This window comes from Vibrio sp. 10N.222.52.C12 (assembly GCF_041474215.1).
In the GTDB taxonomy this organism is placed as follows: domain Bacteria; phylum Pseudomonadota; class Gammaproteobacteria; order Enterobacterales; family Vibrionaceae; genus Vibrio; species Vibrio crassostreae_C.
The window spans coordinates 41,982-65,701 of the sequence record NZ_JBFRTR010000077.1; the positions used below are offsets into that span (position 1 = coordinate 41,982).

Sequence of the window (23,720 nt, forward strand, 5' to 3'; positions counted from 1 at the left end):
CATAATATGCAAAATTTTCTAAAGATGTACTAAGGACAGTTATGGATACAACTACACTCATCTACGATACGTTGGAAGGCCTGTCGAGCGCAAAGCCTCAGCAACACGCTCAAATCCGCCAAAATCTATATAACCAATTAGATTTATCATTTGAGAAGCAGTTGGCTTTGTATTCATCAGTTCTTGGTCCAGCAAGTGCTGGTAGATTGACCGATTTGGATAGTGCAGTGATGTCTGCACGCAAGATTGTTGGCTTAGAAAACAGCTAAGCAATCTTCAACCTATCTCAACTTTAACGCTGCCATTGTGCAGCGTTTTTTTATGGACGCTATTTACGATAAGTAAGGTTGGTTACGATAAATGCTGTTAGTTGCGATAAATACGGTTAGTTGCGATAAACGCGGTTAAGAAGATAAGTGCAGTTAGGTCTGTTTTTCAAGTTACACGTATTCTCATTTGGTTAATCTTATGTTCCATTTTTAACAGGTGTGTAACCACAATAATGGCGCTAATGTTAGTAGCACGTTAACCACACATCGGATGAAAGAATCATGAGAGTACTTATTGAATATACACAAACAGGCAAATACCGTGATCATGCGTGGGAAGCATTAACGATTCGTTCAAAAGGCGAAATTCAAGCTGTAACTCCCTCTTATGCGGCTCAGCTTATCGAACAGAACCGCGCCAGCTTATCGACCACTGAAAATCAAGATATCGTCATCCAACCTTAATGGCTTCAAGGGCTACCCCTCCTAGTTCCTTAAATCGAATAGTTCGATGACATAAAAAAACGCTGCATGGGTGCAGCGTTTTCTTGTTTCTGGCGTATCGTATTTCTAACGTAGATAGTTTCTAAAGTAGAAAGCTTCTAACGCATCTTGTTTCTAGTGCAAATAGCTTGATTACTTTGGCAGATTTTCTAACGCTTCAACCATCGTCATCAATTTATCGACAATCCTTTCGCCGTCTACTCGCAAGCCATTGTGTTCATATTCATTGGTGATCCACGCTTTCGAGTTAGGAATGTTCGCCAATGTTTCACGGCTGTAATCCAACTCAACGTACATGTCATCGGCGTAAACGGCACACGCCATTGGCACTGTATTCTTGCTCAACTGCTCTGCGTTGTACAAAGTGCCCCAGTCCGACTTTTCAGCCAACATGTTCGCGGCTTCACGCAGTGGCTTCAGCGTTTCAAGTTGGTCGAACATCCATGGGTACACCATTTCACCAGTAAACCAGAACTCACTGCCCGATTGGTAGTTGAAGTGTGGGTACTGCTCACGAACACGATGTGCAGACCAGTTAGACGCTGTACCTTGACAGTAAATCGATTCATGCAAGATTGCGTAAATTGGGTTAGTTAAGTAACCCTGCTCTTGCTGCATTTGATTTAGGAAGCTGTAGCTCAGCTGTCTGTTACCGTTCACTTCAACAAACGCACTCTCCAGTGTGAAATACATTGGAAGGTTTGCTTCGCCGCCACCAAGATTAATACCTATTAGCTGGAACTGTTCAACTGTGAACACCTGACCGTTTGGCAGTCTCACATCGTTGTTGAGCAGGTAATCAGAGATCTCGCGACACATAGCTTGTGCTTGTGGGAACTGAGCAAAGAAAGCTCTGTTTTTGTCTTCTACACGCTTGTAAGTCGCACGATAAACATCGTCAGCTTCTCGTTCAATAGAAGGAATGCCGCCCGTCACATAACAACGCTGCAAGCTCTGTGGGAACAGTGACAAATAGCTCAGTGTACAGAAGCCACCAAAGCTTTGACCAATCGTCGACCATTGCTTAATACCAAACTGTTCACGAATCGCTTCAGCGTCACGAACGATGTTATCCGCTCTGAAATGCGTTAAGTATTCGACTTGTTGTTCTGGAGACAAATGCGCCAAAGTTTCATGGCTGATAACCGTGCTGTTGCCAGTACCACGTTGGTCTAGAAGCAGAACACGGTAGTTTTGTAATGCACGCTTTAGCCAACCCGATTGACCACTCACCCGTGGAGAAGGAAAACCTGGGCCGCCTTGAAAGTAGATCAACCACGGCAGCTCTTGCTCATCTTTAGCGAGATCAACCAGCTCACGTGCGAAGACTTGGATCTGTTGTCCATCTTTGGCTTGATAATCAAGTGGCAACTCGAAAGAGTGCTGACGGTACAGGGTGGTTCCATCAATAAAGTTAGCTTGCACGCTTCATTCCTTTTTATCTGATTCTAAAGTCATTGGTACGAATAAAAATGGCACCCTTTGGCACCGTAGTTAGCAAGATACGCATACTAGCTTGTAAATGAAACCGTTTGTTGAACCTGAATGTGAAGGTACTTCATTAAATCGCCAAATTAGCTTTATACGCGTAACAACTTGTGTCAAAACAGAGAGTTTAAGATGTGATCTATTGAGAAGAAGAACAAAAGTGGGACACAAATAAAAAGAGCTTAACGAGGTGAGGATACGTTAAGCTCTTTGGTTTTATCTGTTGTAAATGAGGTTTTTAGGTTGAACAAGCTCAGGCTTTATAGGTTTAGTTTCTATAAGCCAAAGATCTATAAACTGAGCTTCTGTAACTTATAGCTCTATAAAACAAAGCTAAGAAGCCTCGAGCTCACCTGCACCTTGAATTGAACGTTGGCTGTTTTCAACAAGGATAGCCGTCGCCGTTTCTTTCAACGCGCCCCACTCTCCATCGTCAACTTCAATGCCCTCGTTCCACGCCTTCTCTTGAGTTTTAAAAAGCGCTTCCGATTCAATGTGTGTTTGGTAGCCATCTGACAAACGTTCGATATCGAAATCCTGGACGGAAAGCTCGATGGTCATATTGTGGATATGATCGTCCGATGCCAGAGGCAAATCTGATAAAAACAGTTCTGGTGCAACGCAACCACGGTTAAGCACATACAAGGTGCTCTTAGGATTTGAGCCATTATCCCAACGTGCGGTACATGCGATGCCTTTCGCTGCCAGTTTTACAAGCTCACTGTACGCTAACCAACGGTTATGACAGTTGTTTAGCTCGATTTTCAGCGTCTTTTTACCGACCATTTTTTCAATGGCGTAATCCATCACCACAGGAAGATGACACGCTAAGCTCGCCTTGTGCAGGTCCACTTCAACTGTGTTGTCGCTTGTCACTTGGATGTCTACAGGGCAATCGTCTTCTAGCCCCATAAAGTTGCTCGCATTGTTAAAATGACGAACACCATCCAAGCCAACCATTTGTAAATCTGCCACCATGTTCGCTATCACATCGGCTTCACCACATGTACGACGCATACCCAGAAAGGCTTTATTAACGGCCGCTACCAGTTCATTGTGAGAAACGATCATAACGATTTACCTCCATGTTGAGCGTTGATATGTGTAGGAACTTTATTTGAGTCAGCGATCTCCGCTTCACTTGGTAAGATTGGGAACACCCATTCGTCCTGATGAATTTCATCAAGCAACGGTGCACCTTGGAAAAACGTCACTCGTACCCAACGGTCTGAGCGAGGATCAAACTTAGTCGCTCCAAACATCGCTAGCTTACAACGCAGCAAATGCATTGGTGGCGAGTCTTGGTGCAGCACGTTCATTTGAATGTCGCCCATCGCCTTGTTACCTAACGTCCACACACGGCGCGCAATGGCACGATGCTGCGGTTGTTTAACAAGGAATTCAGCCAATGAAAGCTCTGGCGCGAATTGCAATAAAGCATGGTACAGACGGTAAGCTTGACGGCCGATATCCAACGGCAGTTCGCGCTCTTCGCCGAGTTCCTCGCCTCGAACACCGAGCCTTGGCTCTTCTTTGTCCTGAGAGCGATACCAGAACCAGTAGTTATTTTCTGCTTTCGTAAAGTCAGTCGTGATCGCCCAACGGTACTTTTCTTCTAACACAACCAATAGGTCTTGGATCTTTTTGCCACTAGGAAGCGAGAGTGTTTCGCTACAATTCATTTGCTCTTGATGGGCGTCCACTAATTCTGGGTACAATTCCATCAAGCATGAGATAAGGATTTCTTGGGCTTCCATACTCATGTGCTTAGATTGTTCAACTAACTGCGCCCATGTATCGCAATGGTTTACAGAAGCTTCTAGTGACTGTTCTGCGTGTTTCAACTCATCAACAGCGGTTTTGTTCAACTCTTGCTGATTTTCATTGATGGTAACAACTTGTTCTAAATGACAAATCGCTTTTTTAACTAATGTACGTAGGGGCTCAATCAATGCCGTATCCGTGTGATTAGCTAACACGTCAGCTAATGCATGCTCACGGGTTGTCATCCATTGATCGACAATACTTGGGTGGTTAATCAGATATGGCGCCATACCTAAACCTGTGGCATTACCCACACCTAGGTAGCGTTGTAAGCCTCTGTGCAAGGTAATCGCTTGTTCACCGCCTTGTTGCTCCGCTAGGTAATGAACCCAATCTAGGCTGAACTCACGCAGCATATAAACAGCACACATTTGAGCACTGAACGATTGATTAAAATCTGGATTCTTTTCCAAGATTTTAAAGTCAGCAATACCAAACTTACCATTACCATAAACCGCTGTGGTTCGTAGGATGTAGCCAACTTCCGCTAGCTCTTTTGGCGTTGGTTGAACACCTTTAGCCAAGTGACTAACAATATGTTCAAACACTCGTACACTTTTGTTGGCACGCGCTAAAACAAGCACATTGTTAGGGTTACGGCCTGCTTCTTGTAGCGGTACATTCGCACGAAGTCTCTCAAGTAGGGTGACATCAACATCACCAAGAACCAGAGCAAACGTTACGTCCCACTTTTCAGCAATTACACGGTCATTTCGTTCGTCGTCTGCAATCTCATCGCAGAAAACAACCAAATGATAAACATGATTTGGCGTCTCTAGCTTATAGATAACATGACCAAAACCTCGAGCCTCTAGTTGCCACTCATGCTTAGTCACTTTCCATTGCTGTTGCGCCATTTTACGAATCAGAGTTCTTACGAAGCTGATGCGTGTTTGGTGCATAGCACCCAGTCTTTCCGGTGCCATGACGACCGTTGCGTCACGTAGTGCTGATTCAGTGTAGGTAGAACGATGTGCATCCATTTTGCTCACCACCTTAATAGTTATAGGATTTTGCTAGCCATTCAGAACCGATCGTTGCTGTCTTTTGAAGCATATATAGCGACAGTATGTTGGTTAGCTTTCACGTTTTTAATCGTTATTGATATTATCGAGGCAAGCGAACTCGCCACTTATTATTTGTCCTGACTAGATCGATTGACCTAAATACGTGCCGCCCGGTGTATCTTCACCAGTACGGTTTTTATCTTCCTTCCGGAATCTTGTATCAGCCTTCTTTCAAAGGCTCACACCTTGTTTATCTTCAGTTTTTAGAGAGCTTTATCTCTACATTTTCTTCTTTATACCGGCATTGATGTTTTATAAGCCTTGATCTTTCGCCATCTTGATTGCGATTTGAGGCGCATTCCAAAGTGATGGCAGCAAGATTAAGGACACCGGTACCGCTGTGATAACTATGAATGATTGCAGCGCTGAAATACCGCCGGAACCTAGGGAAATCAGAATCAATGCTGTTACCCCCATCATCACACCCCAGAAAGTACGAATAATTGCGTTAGGCTCTGTCTCACCGCTGACTACCACACTGATGGTGTAAGTCATTGAGTCACCTGTCGTTACGATGAAGATCGTCGTCAAGATCAAGAACAGAATAGAGATAAGCATTGGCATTGGTAGTTGCTGAGTTACTGCCAGTAGCGCGCCAGGTAAATTAAAGCCTTCGAACGCTTTACTTACGCTGCCTGGGTCTGCAATTTCAAACGCAAGGCCAGAACCGCCAACAATGGTGAACCAGAAACATGTTACGAACGGTGCAATAAGACTGATGGTTGATACCAATTGGCGAATACTACGACCGCGTGAAATACGTGCGATGAAGATTGCCATCATTGGGCCGTAACCTAAGAACCAACCCCAGAAGAATACTGTCCACCAGCTCAACCAACCTTCGTCACCACGGTATGTTGCCATTGGGATGAAGTTGTCTATCATGCTGCCTACACCTTGGATGTAGCCATTGAAAATGAAGTTTGTTGGGCCGAAGATCAGAATGTAGACCATCAATGACATTGCTAAAATTACGTTGTAACGGCTTAGCATTTGCATTCCGCGGTTAAGACCACTTAATGCCGACAATGTGTATAGAACGATAGCGAACAGGATGATGATAAGCTGCGTCGTGAAGCCATCAGGAATATCAAACAGTGCGTTCAGTGCGTAGCTCACTTGCAAGCCTAAGAAGCCGATAGGACCAATGGTGCCCGCCGCTACTGCGACAATACAACATGCATCAATCAATGCGCCGGTGTGACCTTTCAATGCTCGCTCGCCTAAAACTGGGTAAAGCAAAATACGAGGTTTAAGCGGTAAGCCTTTGTCGTAGTGAAGGTGCATCACCACAATAGACGTTAAGCTACCGACAATGGCCCATGCTAGAAAACCCCAGTGCATGAAGGATTGCGATAAAGCATTCACCGCGCCTTGCTGTGCGTTTTCTTGTGCGCCGTACAATGGTGGTGGGCTAACGTAGTGAGCGATAGGCTCTGCTGCTGCCCAAAATACACCGCCACCTGCCAGTAGCGTACAGAAGATGATCGCCATCCAACGGAAGCCGTCCATTTCAGGTTTAGCGATGCCGCCTAGGATAACCTTGCCTGTTCGCCCTGCCGCCAGGCCAAGACCAATAAGAAAAGTCAGAAGAAGAAGCATTTGCCAGTAAGGACCGAATACTTTTACAGACCATGCAAAGCCCGTATTTACTAGGCTTGATAACAGCTCGCCATCAAATAGAGCAAGTGCCACGAACAGAGCGATAAAACCGCCGCTGTACCAAAGTGCTGGGTTGGATAGGCCTAATTTGTCTGACGTAGACTCAGACTCGTTTGTGTTGCTTTTTGCATTAATTGTTGTGTGTGCTTGACCCGCATTTAAGCTTGAAGATTTCACGCTATTGGTTAAATCAGACATACTCTGACTCCAGAGGTTTCTTTGCAGCTGTCATTTGAATGATGACTACAAGGGTGTATTTAACACCTGCCCTATTGTTTTTTGTGTTGGGCAGGCTAATCCATGTTTGGGTTACCGCGTTGCGAAATAGACCGTTGTTCCTTTTGAATAGTGAAATTGGTTTAAGCAGCACTTGCTTATTGAACGTTTGTTAGAAGGCTGCTAATTCGATGATGGCTCGCGAGAAACCGTTAACCCTTGCTTTGAGGCTCTAAGCCATCTTTCAAGAAGTTAAACCAGTTTTCTCCCAAGACTTGCCCAGCTTCAGACTCGCTGAAACCATGACGCATCAATCCGTTATATATGTTTTCCATACCCGCACTACCACAGAACCAAGGCAACGCATCTGGCCAACCTGAGTTGTTCGCAGAGCCTTCGCCGTAGTCCATTGCTTTAGACCAACGACCATTTCTCATCCATTCAAGAACGGCTTGAGGTTGGTTTAAGCATAGGTCACTGCCAATACCGAGGTGCTCTACGCCGACCATGTCAGCCGTAGTCGCAACCATCTGGCAGAAATCTTCCAAGGTACATTGGCTGCCGTTTGGTAGGTGGAATGGGTACAAGCTGAATCCGATTAAGCCGCCGCGTGCGGTTAGAGCTTTAATTACATCGTTTGATTTATTTCGTAGTGCATCATGAGCAAACGTCGGGTTCGCATGGCTGATACAAATAGGACGAGAAGACAAGTCGATAGCTTCAAGTGTTGAGCGCTCTGCACTGTGAGACATATCTATGATCATGCCCACTCGGTTCATCTCTTCGATGGCTTGTTTACCAAAGCGAGTAATACCTGTGTCGTTCTTCTCGTAGCAACCCGTCGCCAATAAGCTCTGGTTGTTGTACGTCAGTTGCATGATCAAAAGACCTTGCTTACGCATCACTTCGATAAGACCGATCTCATCGTCGATTGGAGAACAGTTTTGAGCACCAAGGAAAATGCCGACTTTGCCAGTCGCTTTTGCAGTCTCGACATCAGCCATTGAGTGAATCGGCATGATAAGGTCTGCGTTCTGCTCGAATCTTAAATTCCATTCTGCAAAGCGAGATAAGGTTTCACGAGCCGTCTCGTGGTAAACCGCGGTAGCGTGAACTGCTGTAATGCCGCTCGCCTTTAGTGTTTGGAAATATTCTCTGTTCCAATTGCAGTATTGCAATCCATCTATAACAATCCGTTGCTGGTACATAACCACTCCTATTGAAAGCTCAGTGTTCTAGCTCGGTTTTGAAAACACGCTCAAATAACATGTTTTCAAAAATGGGTTAAATCACTTGTCTAAGTTCGTTTGCTGCTTTGGTTTGAATGTTGGCCTGACTCTGTGAATCAGGCCAATTCGATAGCTGGATAGCTAGGAAGTTAATTCAGCTATCCAATTCTTATTTAGAAAGTGGATTAGTAAGGACGTTGGTAAGCCGTCTTAACCACTGTGTAGAACTCTTTCGCGTATTGACCTTGCTCACGAGGACCGAAGCTAGACTCTTTACGACCACCAAACGGTACGTGGTAATCCGTGCCTGCTGTTGGTAGGTTGACCATCACACAACCGGTCTGCGCTTGTTGCTTGAACATTGCGCTAGTACGTAGGCTCTGAGTAATGATGCCGCCTGTTAGACCGAAGCGAGTGTCGTTGGTTGTCGCAATCGCTTCTTCTAGGTCAGCGACACGAATCACACTTGCCATTGGTGCGAACACTTCTTCTTGGTTCACTTCCCAATCGTTCTTAGTGTTCAAGAACAGCGTTGGAGACATGTAGAAACCTTCGTGCTTCATACTCAAGCGTTCGCCACCAAATGCCAGCTCACCGCCGCTTTGACGTGCTTTCTCAACCCAACCTAGGTTTGCTTCAAGTTGGTTGCCATCAACGACAGGGCCCATGAACACACCCTCTTCCAGTGCGTGACCCACTTTCAGCTCGCTCATACGTTTAATCAGTGCTTCAACGTATTGGTCGTGAATGCTATCCATAACCACAAGGCGAGAAGACGCGGTACATTTTTGGCCTGCGCCAGAGAAAGAACCTGCAATCGTTGCATCAACCGCAGTTTGGATATCAGCATCGTCAGCAATAACAAGTGCGTTCTTACTGCCCATTTCTAGTTGGCATCGAACGAAGTTTGGCGCTGTAGCCGCTGCCACTTTACGACCCGTATCAACAGAACCGGTAAAGCTCACACCGTTCACTTCTTTAGAGTTGATCAGTGCATCACCTACTGTTGAACCGCTACCCAGTACAAGGTTAAACGTACCTGCAGGGATACCTTGGCGGTGGATGATCTCTGTAAGCGCGACCGCACTTGCTGGTGTTAGGTTTGCTGGTTTCCAAATAACGCTGTTACCGAAAGCCAATGCTGGAGCAATTTTCCAAGCTGCTGTTGCTGTCGGGAAGTTCCAAGGAGAGATAATGCCGATAACGCCCACCGCTTCGCGAGTCACTTCAACAGAAACACCCGGGCGTACAGAATCTGCGTTGTCACCAATTTGGCGAAGCACTTCAGCCGCAAAGTATTGGAAGAACTGACCTGCACGGTAAATCTCACCGCGACCTTCAGCAAAAGGCTTACCTTCTTCACGAGATAGCAAAATGCCCAGCTCATCACAACGGGCAATCAGCTCATCACCAATCGCTTGAAGTACTGCTTGCTTACGTTCAATCGGCGTTTTTTCCCACTCTGGTTGAGCGTGCTTCGCCGCTGAAATCGCCTGTTGAACTTGTTCAGCACTTGCTTGTGCAAAGTTGCCAATATTTTCAGAAATATCTGATGGGTTAATGTTCGCTACGGTGCTTACACCCGCTTGCCATTCGCCGCCAATGTAAAGTGCGTTTTCTGCTTGAACATTCTGTAAGTGAGTCATCATTCTGTCCTTGTAACGTTAGGTTGCGGTTGAGTCTGGCAACCATCGGATTAATTAATAAATTGTTAATTCATATAGAGAATAAGTATTAATTTTGTATCTAGACGTAAAACTATTCGCTTGTATTAGTAAAGATCTGCGTAGACAAACAGCTTTGATTGGCAAATTGCCTCAGTTCACAGTCCATTTATTCAGGTTGAGACGCCGATGCATAAACCACGAACTCAACCAACATCTCTTCTCTAGCTAGCCCTGCAACAACGACTGCTGCACGATTTGGATAAGGTGCGTTGAAGTATTCTCCGTATACGCTGTTTACCGTTTTCAGGTATTCACGGTCAGTCACGTAAATCAGAACCTGCAGCACAGAATCCATCGATTCGCCTGCACACTCCAAGGTATGAACAAGGTTGTTAAAAGTCTGACGCGTTTGCGCTTCAATACCGCCTTCTACTACTGCGCCCGTTTCATCGATTGGAATCTGCGCAGTGTATAGAGTGCCGTTATTAACGATTGCCCACTCTAGTGGTGCTTTTGAAGCAAAAAGAGAGGTTTTTACTGGGTGTTTTTTAGTTTGTGCGTTCACGATTTCATCCAACTTTGTAACAACTATGTTTCAAGATGGTTAAATACTGCACCTTGACGCCTGATAAATCTAACGGTAAATTTTGTGCATTTGATAAATAAAATCTATCACCTTTCAAAAAGTAAGGTATAGCAAGGGCTAGAGAAGGATCGGAGTCATGAGTATTAAGCTACAACAGTTAAAACATTTTGTTTTAGTGGTCGAAGAAGGTGGATTTCGTGCCGCCTCTCACCGAGCAAATCGCTCTCAAGCGGCACTGTCTACTTCAATAAAAGAGCTTGAGAAAATACTTGGTCAGCCACTGTTTGAAACAGGCAACAAATCTACACTGACACCTTTTGGTGAAATATGCCTACCGAAAATCATTCAATTCTTGAATGTTTACAAAGCATTAGACAATGACTTACGCGCAGCGGCAGCAGGACAACAAGGAAGAGTTCGAATAGCGAGCGTGCCTTCGGTGGCAGCCAAATTGATCCCTAGCGTGTTAGGGGCCTTTTGTGAGCAATACCCGAATGTAGAAGTGAGTTTGATTGATGATAATGCGGCAGGTGTAGAAGCACGATTACTCTCTGGAGAAGTAGATGTCGCCCTAGGCAACACCTCCCATTTAGAAGAAGAGAGTATCGACTTCACCCCACTTCTTTCCGATCCTATCGGTGTGGTCTGCTTAAAGGACAACCCTATCGCCGCTCAACCTGAAGGGATCGAATGGCAAACTCTGTTAAAACAGCCCTTCATTCGTAACGGGACTTGCACCCTACTCGATCCAACACCTGCACGTATGCTCAGCGAACAAGCCCTGTATTCCGTAGAGAACATTACTTCTCTGTTTTCTGTGTTGGAATTAGGCATTGGGGTAACCACGCTGCCTAAACTGGCCTTCCCTACCAATGAAACGCGTTTAGTGTGGATTCCTTTGATCGACCCGCCATTACAGAGACAAATTGGCATATTCCGACTGTCTGACCGTACTATCTCACCCCAAGCGCAAGCTTTTCATGACTTGTGTATTCAATATCTGAGCTATGAAGCTTCATAAACAAGGTTTAGCAAATGGCAGTGCTACACTGCCATTTGTTGCTTCAAAATACGCTTTATCTGGCCGCATCAACCACTATCAACAAGCTCTTAAGTGTAGTTTGAACTTCATAAAAACGGTTTTAACACTCTCAATTCTTCCCCTTACCATCCAATCTAACCGCCCATAAATACCTCGATGAGTAACAAAAATGCGGATAACCATTGATGTGGCACAGTTTTTCCACGCTTCATGAGTAATAGATAAAAAATATATATTCCCGCGTTAATAAGCGCACGCTGCTCGCTATAAATAACCAAATAGTGATGAATTAACACATCTAGAGTCCGACTCTACCTCTGATGAAAAGTTAATTTAAGTGTCTGAAAAATATAAATTGATTGCCTTCAACACACTTGGCTTGACCCTGATTTATTCGAGCAGTTATCAATACTTAAAGTTATCAGTAAATCATCTGAAATATTCATGATTATAGTGACAGAATTATTACTTTCATAAATGGAAAACACCCATTTCAAAAATGGAATTATTGATGTCGATATTTGTCGTTTTGATCACATAATTTTAGGCGTAGTTTATATTTTGTCGAAACGAGAGCGAATTAGTTTATATCGTTCTATTTCGTCAGGAGATATAAAACCAGCAAGATTATCTCTTTGTTAACAAGCAAAGTTTTATTAACAAGTAAATGCGAGTAGCAAGACATATTCAAACTGTGTTTTATATGAGCTTACACTGTTAAATATAAGGTTTTATTATGAGGCTTAACGGAATAAGTGGTGACATTCTTGTCGCTGCTAAAAGAGTTGTTCTCTGCCAAGTAGTATTAGCCGTCGGTGTAGTTTTATATGAAGTGTTTTTTGGTAATAAAGTAGATATGGAATCGTCGGCTTTGGGTATCGTTATTGCGATGCTACCTCCGCTGTTTGGTTTTATATATGCAAGCCTAAAGGTGCGCAAGAACCCTAATTATAGTTTACGTGACTTAATGCAAATGAGTCGTGTCGTGAAAATAACTTATACGTTCTTAATGTTTATCTTGGCGTTCCAGTTTTTCAAATTGGATAACCCAGTAATATTGTACGCATATATTCTCACTATGGTTGGGTACTTCTTAACACCATTTATTACTGCCTCTACAAGATCGGAGTACGTGTAGTATGGATCAAGTAACTACCGCTCACGAATACATAGAGCATCACTTAACCTTCTTAACTACAGGTGATGGTTTCTGGGCGTTCAATATCGACTCGATGTTGGTATCTTGGATTACGGGTTTACTGTTTATTGGAGCTTTTCGATACGTAGTGACTAAGGGCACCAGCGGTGTTCCAGGTCGATTTCAATGTTTTATCGAACTGATATTTGATTTTGTAAACAACCTAGTAAAAGAGATTTTTCAAGCGGAGGATAAATTAATAGGGCCACTGGCATTAACCACTTTTGTTTGGGTGTTGTTAATGAACGCGGTCGATTTATTACCAATAGATTTCATACCAGCATTAAGTCGTGCAATGGGTCTAGAACACTTTAGAGATCTACCAACGGCGGACGTAAATATTCCAATGTCGATGGCACTCGGTGTATTTATCTTACTGTTGACTTATACATTTAAAAATAAAGGATTGAAAGGCTTTATCAAAGAGCTTACTACGCAGCCATTTGATAACCCTCTTTTATACCCTGTTAACTTAGTTCTTGAATTAATAACATTAATTTCAAAACCTATATCACTAGGCTTACGATTATTTGGAAACATGTATGCAGGTGAGATGATATTTATTCTGATCGCATTAATGCCATGGTGGATGCAATGGGCACTGAGTGTTCCTTGGGCACTATTCCACATATTAATCGTATTCTTGCAAGCATTTATATTTATGGTACTGACCGTTGTTTATTTAGGTATGGCAACAGAAGAACACCACTAATTAATAACTAAAAAATTTAACTAACAAATTATTTATCGGAGATACAAATGGATATCGTAAGCGCAGTTTTATATGTAGCAGGTGCATTACTGATCGGTTTAGGTGCAGCAGGTGCAGCATCTGGTATTGGTAACTTAGCAGGTAAATACCTTGAAGGTGTTGCGCGTCAACCAGACCTTACTCCAATGCTTCGTACTCAATTCTTCATCATGATGGGTCTTGTGGATGCAGTACCGATGATCGGTGTTGGTATCGGTCTATACATCATCTTCGCCGTGGCTTAATCAAACCGCTTTGAAAGATCGATTTGTAAATAATCAAGATTTAGTGAGGAAGGTATGAACTTAAATGCAAGCATGTTTGGACAAGCAATCTCATTCGTGATTTTTGTTTGGCTCTGCATGAAATATGTATGGCCCCCTCTCACCGCGATGTTAGACGAGCGCCAAAAAGAAATCGCTGATGGTTTACGCCACTCAGAGAACGCTGCGAAAGAGCTAGAACTAGCAAAATCAAATGGCGCGCAACTCATCGAAGATGCAAGAAAAGATGTGACTGAACTGGTTGAACAGGGCCGAAAACGCCGCAATGAAATCATCAGCTTAGCGCAACAAGAAGCCGAGCAAGAAAAGGCACGCATCTTAGAACAAGGTAGAGCTGAGCTAGAAGGCGAACGCCAAAAGATACGCCGTGAACTTCAGGCAGATATGGCAGACGCAGTAATTCAAAGTGCACAGAAACTGATTAGCAAAAACCTAGATTCCGCAACGAACCGAGCGCTAGTTGACCAAATGATTAGCGAACTCTAAGGAGAGGCAATATGTCAGATTACACCAATATTGCTCATCCCTACGCCAAAGCATCGTTTGAATTTGCTTTAGGTGAAAACCAGTTACAAGAGTGGCACTCAATGCTGTCCATTCTTGTGGCTGTCGCGGAAGAAGAAACGATCGCTAGTCAGATTTCTTCAGCAGAAGGTGCTTCTACACACCAAACAGAAGAGCTGGCAAACCTCATCATTCATATTTGCCAAGGACTCGTTGATGACCACGTCATTAATCTTATTCGAGTCTTGGCCGAGAACGGCCGCCTTTCTGTTGTAAGAGACCTATTTGAATTGTACTGCGAGCTAAAGGACGAACATGAACGTGTAGTGCCTGTCACTGTCACCAGTTCAGAAATGCTGACACAGGATCAAGTTACGTCACTAACAGCTGCACTTGAGAAGAAATTAGAGCGTCAGGTTGAAATGAAGCAGGTTATTGATGACACGTTAGTGGGTGGAATGGTCATCAAAGCGGGTGAAACCGTTATCGATGGTTCTTTAAACACATCAATTGACCGATTGGCTCATCAACTTCACGCGAGATAGGTAACAATTATGCAATTAAATTCAAATGAAATCAGCGATCTAATCAAAGAACGCATCTCGAAATTTAATGTGAGCACCGAGGCTCGCAATGAAGGCACTATCGTATCGGTTCGTGATGGCATCATCACAATCAATGGCCTTGCTGATGTTATGCAAGGCGAGATGATTGAGCTACCAGGTGGCAAATACGCACTCGCACTTAACCTCGATACCCACTCAGTAGGTGCGGTGGTTATGGGCCCCTACACTGACCTCTCTGAAGGTATGAAAGTGAAAGGTACAGGTCGTATCTTAGAAGTACCTGTAGGTAACGGACTTCTTGGTCGTGTAGTCAACACATTAGGCGAGCCAATCGATGGCAAAGGCCCAGTGAGTTGTGACCGACTCGACCCTGTAGAAGTGATTGCACCGGGTGTAATCGAACGTAAGTCTGTTGATCAACCTATTCAAACTGGTTATAAAGCGGTTGATACCATGGTGCCAATCGGTCGTGGTCAACGTGAACTTATCATCGGTGACCGTCAGACGGGTAAAACAGCGTTAGCTATCGATGCGATCATCAATCAGAAAGATTCTGGCATCAAATGTGTGTATGTAGCGATTGGCCAAAAAGCCTCCACTATCGCTAACGTGGTTCGTAAACTCGAAGACCACGATGCGCTTAAAAACACCATCGTAGTCGTGGCATCAGCATCAGAGTCTGCAGCGCTTCAATACCTAGCCCCTTATGCGGGTTGCACCATGGGTGAATACTTCCGTGACCGCGGTGAAGATGCACTGATCATCTATGATGACCTATCAAAACAAGCCGTTGCTTACCGTCAAATCTCGTTGCTATTGAAACGCCCACCGGGTCGTGAAGCCTTCCCTGGCGACGTATTCTACCTTCACTCACGCCTTCTAGAACGTGCAGCACGAGTGAATGCAGAGTATGTAGAGAAGTTCACTAACGGTGAAGTGAAAGGTCAAACTGGCTCATTAACGGCGCTTCCGATCATTGAAACTCAAGCGGGTGACGTATCAGCGTTTGTACCAACCAACGTAATCTCAATCACCGATGGTCAGGTTTTCCTTCAAACCCAATTGTTTAACTCAGGCTTACGTCCTGCAGTAGACCCAGGTATCTCGGTATCTCGTGTGGGTGGTGCGGCGCAATGCAAGATCATCAAGAAACTGTCTGGTGGTATCCGTACTTCATTAGCTCAATATCGCGAGCTGGCGGCCTTTGCTCAGTTCTCTTCTGACTTAGATGAGATGACGCGCAAACAGCTAGACCATGGTGAGCGTGTTACCGAATTAATGAAGCAAAAACAATACTCTCCAATGTCAGTCGCTGAGCAAGCAACGGTTATCTACGCAGCAGAGAAAGGCTACTTGGTCGGTGTTGAGCTAAACAACATTGCCCGTTTTGAAGAAGAGCTGATTGCTTATGCCAAAGGTCAGAACCCTGCGTTGTTCGAAAAAATCAACGCGACAGGCGATTACAATGACGAAATCGACGGTGCTCTTAAAGAGATCCTAGAAGGTTTTGTTGGGATGAAAGCTTGGTAAGTGCTCCGGTTTGTTAGCTGGAAATCAAAACAAATAGGAGCAGATTATGGCAAGTACTAAAGAAATTCGCACCAAGATAGCCAGTGTTAGTAACACTCAGAAAATCACTAGCGCAATGGAAATGGTTGCAGCAAGTAAGATGCGCAAGGTTCAAGACAACATGACGCTAACTCGCCCCTACGCCGAGAACATGCGAAAAGTTATCTCTCATGTTGCATCGGGTTCCCTGGAGTACCAGCACCCTTACCTGCAACAGCGTGAACCTAAGCGTGTCGCTTACATCATTATCTCGTCCGATCGCGGCTTGTGTGGTGGCTTGAACTCAAACTTGTTCAAGAAAGTGTTAGAAGAAATGGAGCAATGGCGCACCAAGGGAGTCGAGGTAGAAACAACCTTAGTGGGATCTAAGGCTATCTCGTTCTTCCAACGCGGCGGCAACGTTATTGCACAAACGTCAGGTCTTGGCGATACACCTAAGTTAGAAGACATCTTAGGTACGGTGAATGCGATGCTCGGGCATTACGACGAAGGTAAAATCGATAGCTTGTATCTCGTTTACAACCAGTTCGTCAACACCATGGTTCAAGCGCCAACGACCTTGCAGTTGCTCCCCCACCCTTCGGATTCTGAGGAAGGTGGTGAGCCTAAAAAAGCGCGTCGTTGGGACTACATCTATGAGCAAGCACCCAAAGACATACTCTCAGAACTGTTACATCGATACATCGAATCGCAAGTGTATCAAGGCATTGTTGAGAGCATTGCCTGTGAGCAAGCAGCCCGAATGGTCGCTATGAAAGCGGCGACTGATAACGCAGGCCAACTCATTGATGACTTGCAGTTGGTCTACAACAAGGCGCGTCAGGCTGCCATTACCCAAGAGCTGAGTGAAATAGTCTCAGGTGCCCAAGCTGTCTAGGGCTAGAAAAGACTGGGTCAAGAACAGAATTTGAGGATTTAAGAATGAGTGTTGGAAAAATAGTTAAAGTAATCGGCGCGGTGGTTGACGTCGAGTTCAGCGGCGGCAACAGCCCACGCGTTTATGATGCATTGAAAGTGACTAGCGACGAAGCAAGCTCGTTAGTATTGGAAGTACAACAACAACTGGGTAGCAATATCGTTCGTTGTATTGCAATGGGTACGTCAGATGGCTTACGTCGTGGCCTAACGGTTGAAAACACAGGCTCTCCAATCACGGTTCCTGTCGGCGAAGAAACGCTAGGCCGTATCATGAACGTGCTTGGTCAACCTATCGATGAGTGTGGTGAAATCGGTCAGAAAGAAAACTACGAGATTCACCGTGAAGCCCCTTCTTATGAAGAACAAGCAAACAGCACTGAGCTTCTAGAAACAGGCGTTAAGGTTATCGACCTTATCTGTCCATTCGCTAAGGGTGGTAAAATTGGTCTGTTCGGTGGTGCTGGTGTAGGTAAAACCGTCAACATGATGGAGCTTATCAACAACATCGCCAAAGCCCACTCAGGTCTTTCTGTGTTTACCGGTGTAGGTGAGCGTACTCGTGAAGGTAACGACTTCTACTACGAGATGAAAGAAGCAGGTGTACTAGACAAAGTAGCCATGGTTTACGGTCAAATGAACGAGCCACCGGGAAACCGTCTACGTGTAGCACTTACAGGCCTAACTATGGCTGAGCGCTTCCGTGATGAAGGTCGTGACGTACTGTTGTTCATTGATAACATTTACCGTTACACGCTTGCGGGAACAGAAGTATCAGCTCTGCTAGGTCGTATGCCTTCAGCAGTAGGTTACCAACCAACACTGGCTGAAGAGATGGGCGTACTTCAAGAGCGTATCACGTCAACAAAACAAGGCTCTATCACCTCTATCCAAGCAGTATACGTACCTGCGGATGACTTGACTGACCCATCGCCAGCAACAACCTTTGCTCACTTAGATGCGACCGTTGTACTGTCTCGTAACATCGCGGCACTGGGTCTATACCCTGCGATTGACCCGTTAGATTCAACGTCACGTCAGTTAGATCCGCTGATCGTAGGCCAAGAGCACTACGACATTGCACAAAAAGTACAAACAACGCTGCAACGCTACAAAGAGCTAAAAGACATCATCGCGATTCTTGGTATGGATGAGCTGTCTACTGAAGACAAACAGACCGTATCTCGCGCTCGTAAGATTGAACGTTTCTTAACGCAGCCTTACCACGTAGCCGAAGTGTTTACTGGTCAGAAAGGTGTCTTTGTACCGCTAAGCGAAACACTAAGAGGCTTTAAAGGTCTGTTAAGCGGTGAATATGACGATATCCCAGAACAAGCATTCTTGTACTGTGGCTCTATCGACGAAGTGCTTAACAAAGCAAAATCACTCTAAGAGGTAGGTGCACCATGGCTATCGGAATTACAGATAATACATTTCAACTTAATATTGTAAGTGCGGAAGGTACGCTGTTTTCAGGTCCAGCGTATGCCCTAGCCGTTTCTGGCGCTGACGGTGAACTGGGGATTCGCCCCGGTCACTCTCCGCTTCTCAGTAAGATCAAACCGGGCGTAACCGTGTTTGTTACAGACCCTAAATCAGAAGGCCAAGTGCTGTATGTCTCTGGTGGGATGCTGGAAGTTCAGCCGGATGTGGTTACGTTATTAGCCGACACGGCCTTGCATGGTAAAGACATTGACCGCGCTCGCGCAGAAGAAGCGAAATATGCCGCTCTAGAGAATATCAACAAGGGCAACATAGACATTAACTTTGCACAAGCTCAGCTAGAACTAGCGAAAGCCGTTGCTCAGTTACGTGCATCAGAGCTAACTTCTTCTCACACAAGACACTGAGAATAGAACTTAGATGCTCGATACTTGATGTGTAAATAGTCTACCCACTTAAACATGATTTAAGTGGGTAGACTACATCAGAAACCCTCACTTCTCTTTCAACTTCCCCACCCTTTTAACCGCTACTAATACATCCTTTTTCACCTGAGCTTACAACATTACTTCTCTGCAAAGCGCGCTTGGTGTGGATCAAGTTCATGACCAAGAGGTTGTGTGAGTGAATGATATAACTCTGGCTTACGGCCACGAATCCAGCGTCTACCAGTACACATGTCTAACTCTTCTGCTTTTAGCTCTGCAATCACCATGTCGTTATCAACACTATCGGTCTCAGCAATGATTTCACCATAAGGGCTGAGGATCATCGCATTGCCTGTTCTTACTTCATCCATATCAACGCCGACACCATTACTAAACACCACAAACATACCGTTGTCGTGCGCTCTTGCAGGCAACCAACGCATTAACCACTCGCGGCCATTCTTGCCCTGCATTTCAGCACGAATCGCCTCTGGGTTTTCATCTCGGTTAAACCATAATTCAGGGTCAATTCGCTTCATCGCATTCGGGCTTCGTGAATGACAACCGCCCGTTTGGTGTGGCGCAATCAAAATATCGGCGCCTTTCAATGCGGTGATTCGAACGTTCTCAACCAAGTTGTTATCCCAACAAATCAAGATACCGACTTTGCAGCCATGCGGCGTATCGAACACCGTGTATTGATCGCCGCTACTCATATATGGGCTTACGAAAGTGTGCAATTTGCGATGTTTTTGTACTTCACCATTGGGCATCGCGAACACATAAGTGTTGTATAATTCGCCATCAGTACCCTGCTCTATCAAGCCTGCGCCAACGCTCATGCCAAATTGCGTTGCCAGTGAAACTAATTTTTGAGTGGATTCACCGTTCGGTACAGGTTCCGCTAGCACTTCAATTTCATCGCGAGACAAAGCAGACACATGCCAATAACCGGTAATGCACATCTCTGGGAAACTGACGATCTCCACGCCACTGTCCGCAGCCTTTTGAACATATTGCTCTATAACCGATAAGTTATACGCCTTATCACCTGCGTGGTGGTTAAATTGAATCGACGCTACTTTGATGTCTTTCTTCATGATTGGTCCTCAAGCTTTGCTTTATCTGATTGGTATGAACCTAGTATAAAAAATCAATTCAATTCCATATAATGAAACATATTCTCAATTCAATGAGCATTTGGAATGGAATTTGATCTACTGAAGGCATTTTGTCAGCTCGCTAAATCGGGCAATTACCGTTTGGCATCAGAGCAGCTCTACATTACTCAGTCGGCACTGACCAAAAAGATTCAACGACTGGAATCCAATATAGGAGCGAGTCTGTTTTCTCGCGGCAGGAACGGCGCAGAACTGACACACGCAGGTAAAACCTTACTACCCGAAGCCCAACGTTTGGTTCATTCAATGCAAGCGTTTGAGCAGCTTTCAGGCTCCGTAGTGAATGGAACTCAGGGGCATTTGAACATTGGTTTTGGCGTATCTAATTATCACGAAGCACCTAAACTGATTGCCGCCTATAAACAACAGTACCCAGACGTTCACATCACCTTAAATGACACACCTTCTAAGCAGCAGACCGACGAGCTATTGAGCCATGAACTCGATATCAGCTTCAATCGAATACCCGACTCCTCGGATTTAAAGAGCCTAACGCTTTTCAATGATTCGCTTGTGATTGCGGTTCACAAACATATTCTCAAGCAAGCGCCAGGTAACGATCAGGTTCTCTTTGAGTTATCGAAATGGCCTTATCTAAAATTGGCTCAGCACCGTGGCCCCGGATTAGACAGACAGATTCAACAATATTGTCTTGCCAATAAAATCGACTTATCTAAGACACAAGAAGCCGATGATATCCTCACCCTGCTTGCCTTGGTTTCGGCCAATATCGGTTTCACCATCGTACCCAGCAGTGCGCAGTACATTAGTAACACCGATGTGGAATTCATTGCGTTAGAAGGTGAACACGCGACTTGGCCTGTCGGGTTAATCTGGAATGGAGAGAGTGACAACCCACTCAGGGATAGGTTTGTAGAGTTTGTGGCTCATCAAAAAGGAAATTAGACCAGAAGCTAAATTTCACCAACAAAAAAGGCTCACTAAATAGTGAGCCTTTTGATATTTTCTTAACGTAAACCTAAGTCTAAGGTTGCTTGCGTTTTGAAAGAATAGCTTTAGATCAGTAGGTTAGAGCTATAACTTAGAAGAACTCAATCGAATTACGGCCGCTTTTGTCATCACGTGTTGGCTTTGGCGTATCCGCTTTCTTTTTCGGTTTCTTCTCTTTTTTCTCTTTCTTTGGTTCAGCCTTTGCGCTTAGCATTTCTGCTTTGCTTTTCTTAGATTCCTTCTTCTTAGAATCCTTTTTAGACTGACCTTTCTTCGCCTTGTTCTCTTTTTTAGGCGTTTCTTTCTTTTTCGGCTTTTCTGATTCTTCTTGTACTGGCTGATCACACACCACTACATAGTATTCTTGGTTGAATTCAAAGAAGTCGCCATCGTACATTTTACGACGCTTACGCGTTTCCAGCTCACCATTTACCGCTACGTAGCCTTCAGAGATGATGTGTTTAGCTTCACCGCCACCACTCACTAAGTTAGCAATTTTAAACACTTTGTAGAGTTCGATTGGCTGTGATGAAACATCAATACCAATTGCTTCAATTTCAATCTCTTCGCCTTCTTCGCCCAGCTCTTGGCCTTCGTAATCAGCGTCTTCGTAATGTTCTTGGTCCATGGTGACCTCTACCTAAATATGTACTTCTGAAATATTGGGCGCAGTGTAATCTTAAAACAACGAAATGACCATGTTGAATTCAACCAGAGCCCATTTGTTTTAAACAAACCCTCTGCGTTATAAAACACCACCAACATTCGAAAGACTCACCAACTGCTTAGTATATTCATGCTGCGGATTACCAAACAAAGTCTCAGTGTCGCCCTTCTCTATTACCTCGCCAGCTTTCATGACGATGGTGTAATGACACAAGGATTTCACGACATTTAGGTCATGGCTTATGAATAGATACGTGAGGCCATACTTTTCTTGAAGTGACTTCAGCAAATCCAACACTTGCGCTTGTACAGTTCTGTCGAGTGACGATGTTGGTTCATCGAGCAAGATAAACTCTGGCTTTAAAATCAAAGCACGTGCAATCGCGATACGTTGCCTCTGCCCGCCAGAAAACTCGTTAGGGTAACGATGACGAGTTTCAGGGTCGAGGTCGACCTCTTTCATTACGTCACAGATGCGTTGGTCGAGTTCGTGCTCATCCAATTGTTGATGCACTAACAAACCTTCGCCAATCACCTGAGCGACCGACATTCTCGGGTTTAGCGCAGAAAACGGGTCTTGAAAGACTACTTGCATACGGCTTCTAAACGGAAGCATCTGTTTTCGATCTAAACCTTGAAGCTGTTCACTCGAGTAGGTGATTGACCCTTCACTATCTACCAGCTTAAGTATCGCCATACCGGTCGTCGATTTACCAGAACCACTTTCGCCAACCAAACCGATTGAGTGCCCTTTCTTCAAAGTGAACTCCATGTCGGTCACAGCTTTAACATGAGAAATGGTGCGCTTGAATAAACCGCCCGTGATCGGGAACCAAACACGAAGTTGATTTACATCGAGTAGCGGTTTGCTTTCGGGTGACACAGGAACGGGCAAACCTTTCGGATCAGAGTTAATAAGTTTTTGAGTGTAAGGGTGAGCAGGCGCGTTAAACAGGGTATGACAGTCGTTACTTTCGACCAAGCGACCATCTTTCATTACTGCTACTCTGTCGGCAATCTTACGAACGATACTCAAGTCATGAGTAATGAAAAGCATTGCCATACCGAGCTCTTGTTGCAGGTCTTTTAGAAGGTCGAGGATCTGCGCTTGTACCGATACATCCAATGCGGTTGTCGGTTCATCAGCGATAAGCAACTCTGGTTCATTAATCAGTGCCATCGCGATCATCACGCGCTGGCGTTCTCCACCAGATAGCTCGTGCGGATAGGCTGAAATCTTTTGCTCAGGATAGCGAATGCCAACCTTTGAAAGCCACTCTATCGCCAAGGCTTGTGCTTTGTTGGTTCGCATACCACGATGAATTGCTAAGGTTTCAACAAGCTGTTTTCCAATTCGATGAAGCGGATTTAGGGAAACCATAGGCTCTTGGAAGATCATTCCAATACGACCACCACGAATCCCACGTAGCTGTCTTTCAGAACAACTCAGAATATCGGTGCCAGAGAAATTGATCTTACCGTTTAAGTAATGAGACGAGCCTTTTGGTAACAGCTTTAAAATCGAGTTAGCCGTGACCGATTTTCCGGAACCACTCTCACCCACCAGCGCTAATGTCTCACCTTTGTATATTTCTAAAGAGACATCTTGTGTCACTTGCTCTATCGAGTTTTTTCGCCCGAAACCGACAGACAGTTTATCTATGGTCAAAACCGGAGAAGCAGGCGTTGTATTTGAAGTCATAACCTATC

22 protein-coding genes and 1 pseudogene are annotated in these 23,720 nt (G+C 44.7%); 13 read left to right on the top strand and 10 right to left on the bottom strand.

Annotated features, from left to right (window positions below; all coding sequences use genetic code 11):
• Positions 1 to 41 precede the first annotated feature (41 nt).
• On the top strand, positions 42 to 269 hold the full coding sequence (locus tag AB4623_RS14670; RefSeq protein WP_004730426.1) for a PAS factor family protein: 228 nt from the start codon (positions 42 to 44) through the stop codon (positions 267 to 269).
• Between the two features lie 282 nt (positions 270 to 551).
• A complete protein-coding gene (locus AB4623_RS14675) occupies positions 552 to 734 on the top strand; it encodes a hypothetical protein (protein WP_004730424.1) in 183 nt (60 codons plus the stop codon).
• Positions 735 to 905: 171 nt separating this feature from the next.
• Here the strand turns inward: AB4623_RS14675 and AB4623_RS14680 are convergent, their stop codons facing one another.
• The 7 genes and pseudogenes from AB4623_RS14680 to AB4623_RS14710 form a co-directional block, all read right to left on the bottom strand.
• Entirely contained in the window at positions 906 to 2,198 is a 1,293-nt protein-coding gene (locus tag AB4623_RS14680; RefSeq protein ID WP_017064721.1) for an alpha/beta fold hydrolase, read from the bottom strand.
• Between the two features lie 396 nt (positions 2,199 to 2,594).
• Entirely contained in the window at positions 2,595 to 3,332 is a 738-nt protein-coding gene (locus AB4623_RS14685) for a DUF3726 domain-containing protein (protein WP_017064722.1), read from the bottom strand.
• Positions 3,329 to 5,141 (bottom strand): annotated as a pseudogene (locus AB4623_RS14690) (hypothetical protein). The gene AB4623_RS14685 and the pseudogene AB4623_RS14690 overlap by 4 nt, the downstream one beginning before the upstream one ends.
• A gap of 263 nt (positions 5,142 to 5,404) precedes the next feature.
• Positions 5,405 to 7,012 (bottom strand): BCCT family transporter, encoded by a 1,608-nt coding sequence (locus AB4623_RS14695; RefSeq protein WP_017066850.1) that lies wholly within the window; start codon positions 7,010 to 7,012, stop codon positions 5,405 to 5,407.
• Between the two features lie 230 nt (positions 7,013 to 7,242).
• Positions 7,243 to 8,238 carry a membrane dipeptidase gene (locus AB4623_RS14700; RefSeq protein WP_017066849.1) on the bottom strand — a complete coding sequence of 332 codons (996 nt, stop codon included), beginning with the start codon at positions 8,236 to 8,238 and terminating at the stop codon, positions 7,243 to 7,245.
• A gap of 206 nt (positions 8,239 to 8,444) precedes the next feature.
• Complete coding sequence (locus AB4623_RS14705) at positions 8,445 to 9,905, bottom strand: aldehyde dehydrogenase family protein (protein ID WP_372146736.1); 1,461 nt, start codon at positions 9,903 to 9,905, stop codon at positions 8,445 to 8,447.
• Between the two features lie 187 nt (positions 9,906 to 10,092).
• On the bottom strand, positions 10,093 to 10,491 hold the full coding sequence (locus tag AB4623_RS14710) for a RidA family protein (RefSeq protein ID WP_017060835.1): 399 nt from the start codon (positions 10,489 to 10,491) through the stop codon (positions 10,093 to 10,095).
• 157 nt (positions 10,492 to 10,648) lie between these two features.
• Here AB4623_RS14710 and AB4623_RS14715 point away from each other — a divergent pair, with 157 nt between their 5' ends.
• The 10 genes from AB4623_RS14715 to AB4623_RS14760 all read left to right on the top strand — a co-directional run bounded on the left by AB4623_RS14715 (position 10,649) and on the right by AB4623_RS14760 (position 19,191).
• Positions 10,649 to 11,533 (top strand): LysR family transcriptional regulator, encoded by an 885-nt coding sequence (locus tag AB4623_RS14715; protein ID WP_105058091.1) that lies wholly within the window; start codon positions 10,649 to 10,651, stop codon positions 11,531 to 11,533.
• Between the two features lie 757 nt (positions 11,534 to 12,290).
• Complete coding sequence (locus AB4623_RS14720; RefSeq protein ID WP_061031080.1) at positions 12,291 to 12,692, top strand: hypothetical protein; 402 nt, start codon at positions 12,291 to 12,293, stop codon at positions 12,690 to 12,692.
• A gap of 1 nt (position 12,693) precedes the next feature.
• On the top strand, positions 12,694 to 13,464 hold the full coding sequence (atpB, locus tag AB4623_RS14725) for a F0F1 ATP synthase subunit A (RefSeq protein ID WP_017060838.1): 771 nt from the start codon (positions 12,694 to 12,696) through the stop codon (positions 13,462 to 13,464).
• A gap of 47 nt (positions 13,465 to 13,511) precedes the next feature.
• Positions 13,512 to 13,748: a F0F1 ATP synthase subunit C gene (gene atpE, locus AB4623_RS14730; protein WP_004730405.1), complete on the top strand. Its 237-nt coding sequence runs from the start codon at positions 13,512 to 13,514 to the stop codon at positions 13,746 to 13,748.
• 54 nt (positions 13,749 to 13,802) lie between these two features.
• Positions 13,803 to 14,273 carry a F0F1 ATP synthase subunit B gene (locus tag AB4623_RS14735; protein WP_017060839.1) on the top strand — a complete coding sequence of 157 codons (471 nt, stop codon included), beginning with the start codon at positions 13,803 to 13,805 and terminating at the stop codon, positions 14,271 to 14,273.
• A gap of 11 nt (positions 14,274 to 14,284) precedes the next feature.
• The gene (locus AB4623_RS14740; protein WP_017060840.1) at positions 14,285 to 14,836 is read left to right on the top strand and encodes a F0F1 ATP synthase subunit delta; all 552 of its coding nucleotides are present in this window, start codon (positions 14,285 to 14,287) and stop codon (positions 14,834 to 14,836) included.
• Positions 14,837 to 14,845: 9 nt separating this feature from the next.
• Positions 14,846 to 16,387: a F0F1 ATP synthase subunit alpha gene (atpA, locus tag AB4623_RS14745; RefSeq protein WP_017060841.1), complete on the top strand. Its 1,542-nt coding sequence runs from the start codon at positions 14,846 to 14,848 to the stop codon at positions 16,385 to 16,387.
• A 46-nt stretch (positions 16,388 to 16,433) separates the two neighbouring features.
• Entirely contained in the window at positions 16,434 to 17,303 is an 870-nt protein-coding gene (gene atpG / locus AB4623_RS14750; protein ID WP_017064727.1) for a F0F1 ATP synthase subunit gamma, read from the top strand.
• Between the two features lie 44 nt (positions 17,304 to 17,347).
• Entirely contained in the window at positions 17,348 to 18,733 is a 1,386-nt protein-coding gene (gene atpD / locus AB4623_RS14755; RefSeq protein ID WP_017060843.1) for a F0F1 ATP synthase subunit beta, read from the top strand.
• A 14-nt stretch (positions 18,734 to 18,747) separates the two neighbouring features.
• Positions 18,748 to 19,191 (top strand): F0F1 ATP synthase subunit epsilon, encoded by a 444-nt coding sequence (locus AB4623_RS14760; RefSeq protein WP_017060844.1) that lies wholly within the window; start codon positions 18,748 to 18,750, stop codon positions 19,189 to 19,191.
• A gap of 158 nt (positions 19,192 to 19,349) precedes the next feature.
• Here the strand turns inward: AB4623_RS14760 and AB4623_RS14765 are convergent, their stop codons facing one another.
• Positions 19,350 to 20,312: a nitrilase family protein gene (locus tag AB4623_RS14765; protein ID WP_372146738.1), complete on the bottom strand. Its 963-nt coding sequence runs from the start codon at positions 20,310 to 20,312 to the stop codon at positions 19,350 to 19,352.
• 105 nt (positions 20,313 to 20,417) lie between these two features.
• On the opposite strand from AB4623_RS14765, the gene AB4623_RS14770 reads away from it, so the two are divergent.
• On the top strand, positions 20,418 to 21,299 hold the full coding sequence (locus AB4623_RS14770; RefSeq protein WP_372146740.1) for a LysR family transcriptional regulator: 882 nt from the start codon (positions 20,418 to 20,420) through the stop codon (positions 21,297 to 21,299).
• Positions 21,300 to 21,435: 136 nt separating this feature from the next.
• Here AB4623_RS14770 and AB4623_RS14775 read toward each other — a convergent pair whose 3' ends face one another.
• Both AB4623_RS14775 and yejF read right to left on the bottom strand, forming a co-directional pair.
• A complete protein-coding gene (locus AB4623_RS14775) occupies positions 21,436 to 21,972 on the bottom strand; it encodes an RNA-binding S4 domain-containing protein (RefSeq protein ID WP_017064730.1) in 537 nt (178 codons plus the stop codon).
• 117 nt (positions 21,973 to 22,089) lie between these two features.
• On the bottom strand, positions 22,090 to 23,712 hold the full coding sequence (gene yejF, locus AB4623_RS14780; RefSeq protein ID WP_102320979.1) for a microcin C ABC transporter ATP-binding protein YejF: 1,623 nt from the start codon (positions 23,710 to 23,712) through the stop codon (positions 22,090 to 22,092).
• Between the last annotated feature and the right edge of the window lie 8 nt (positions 23,713 to 23,720).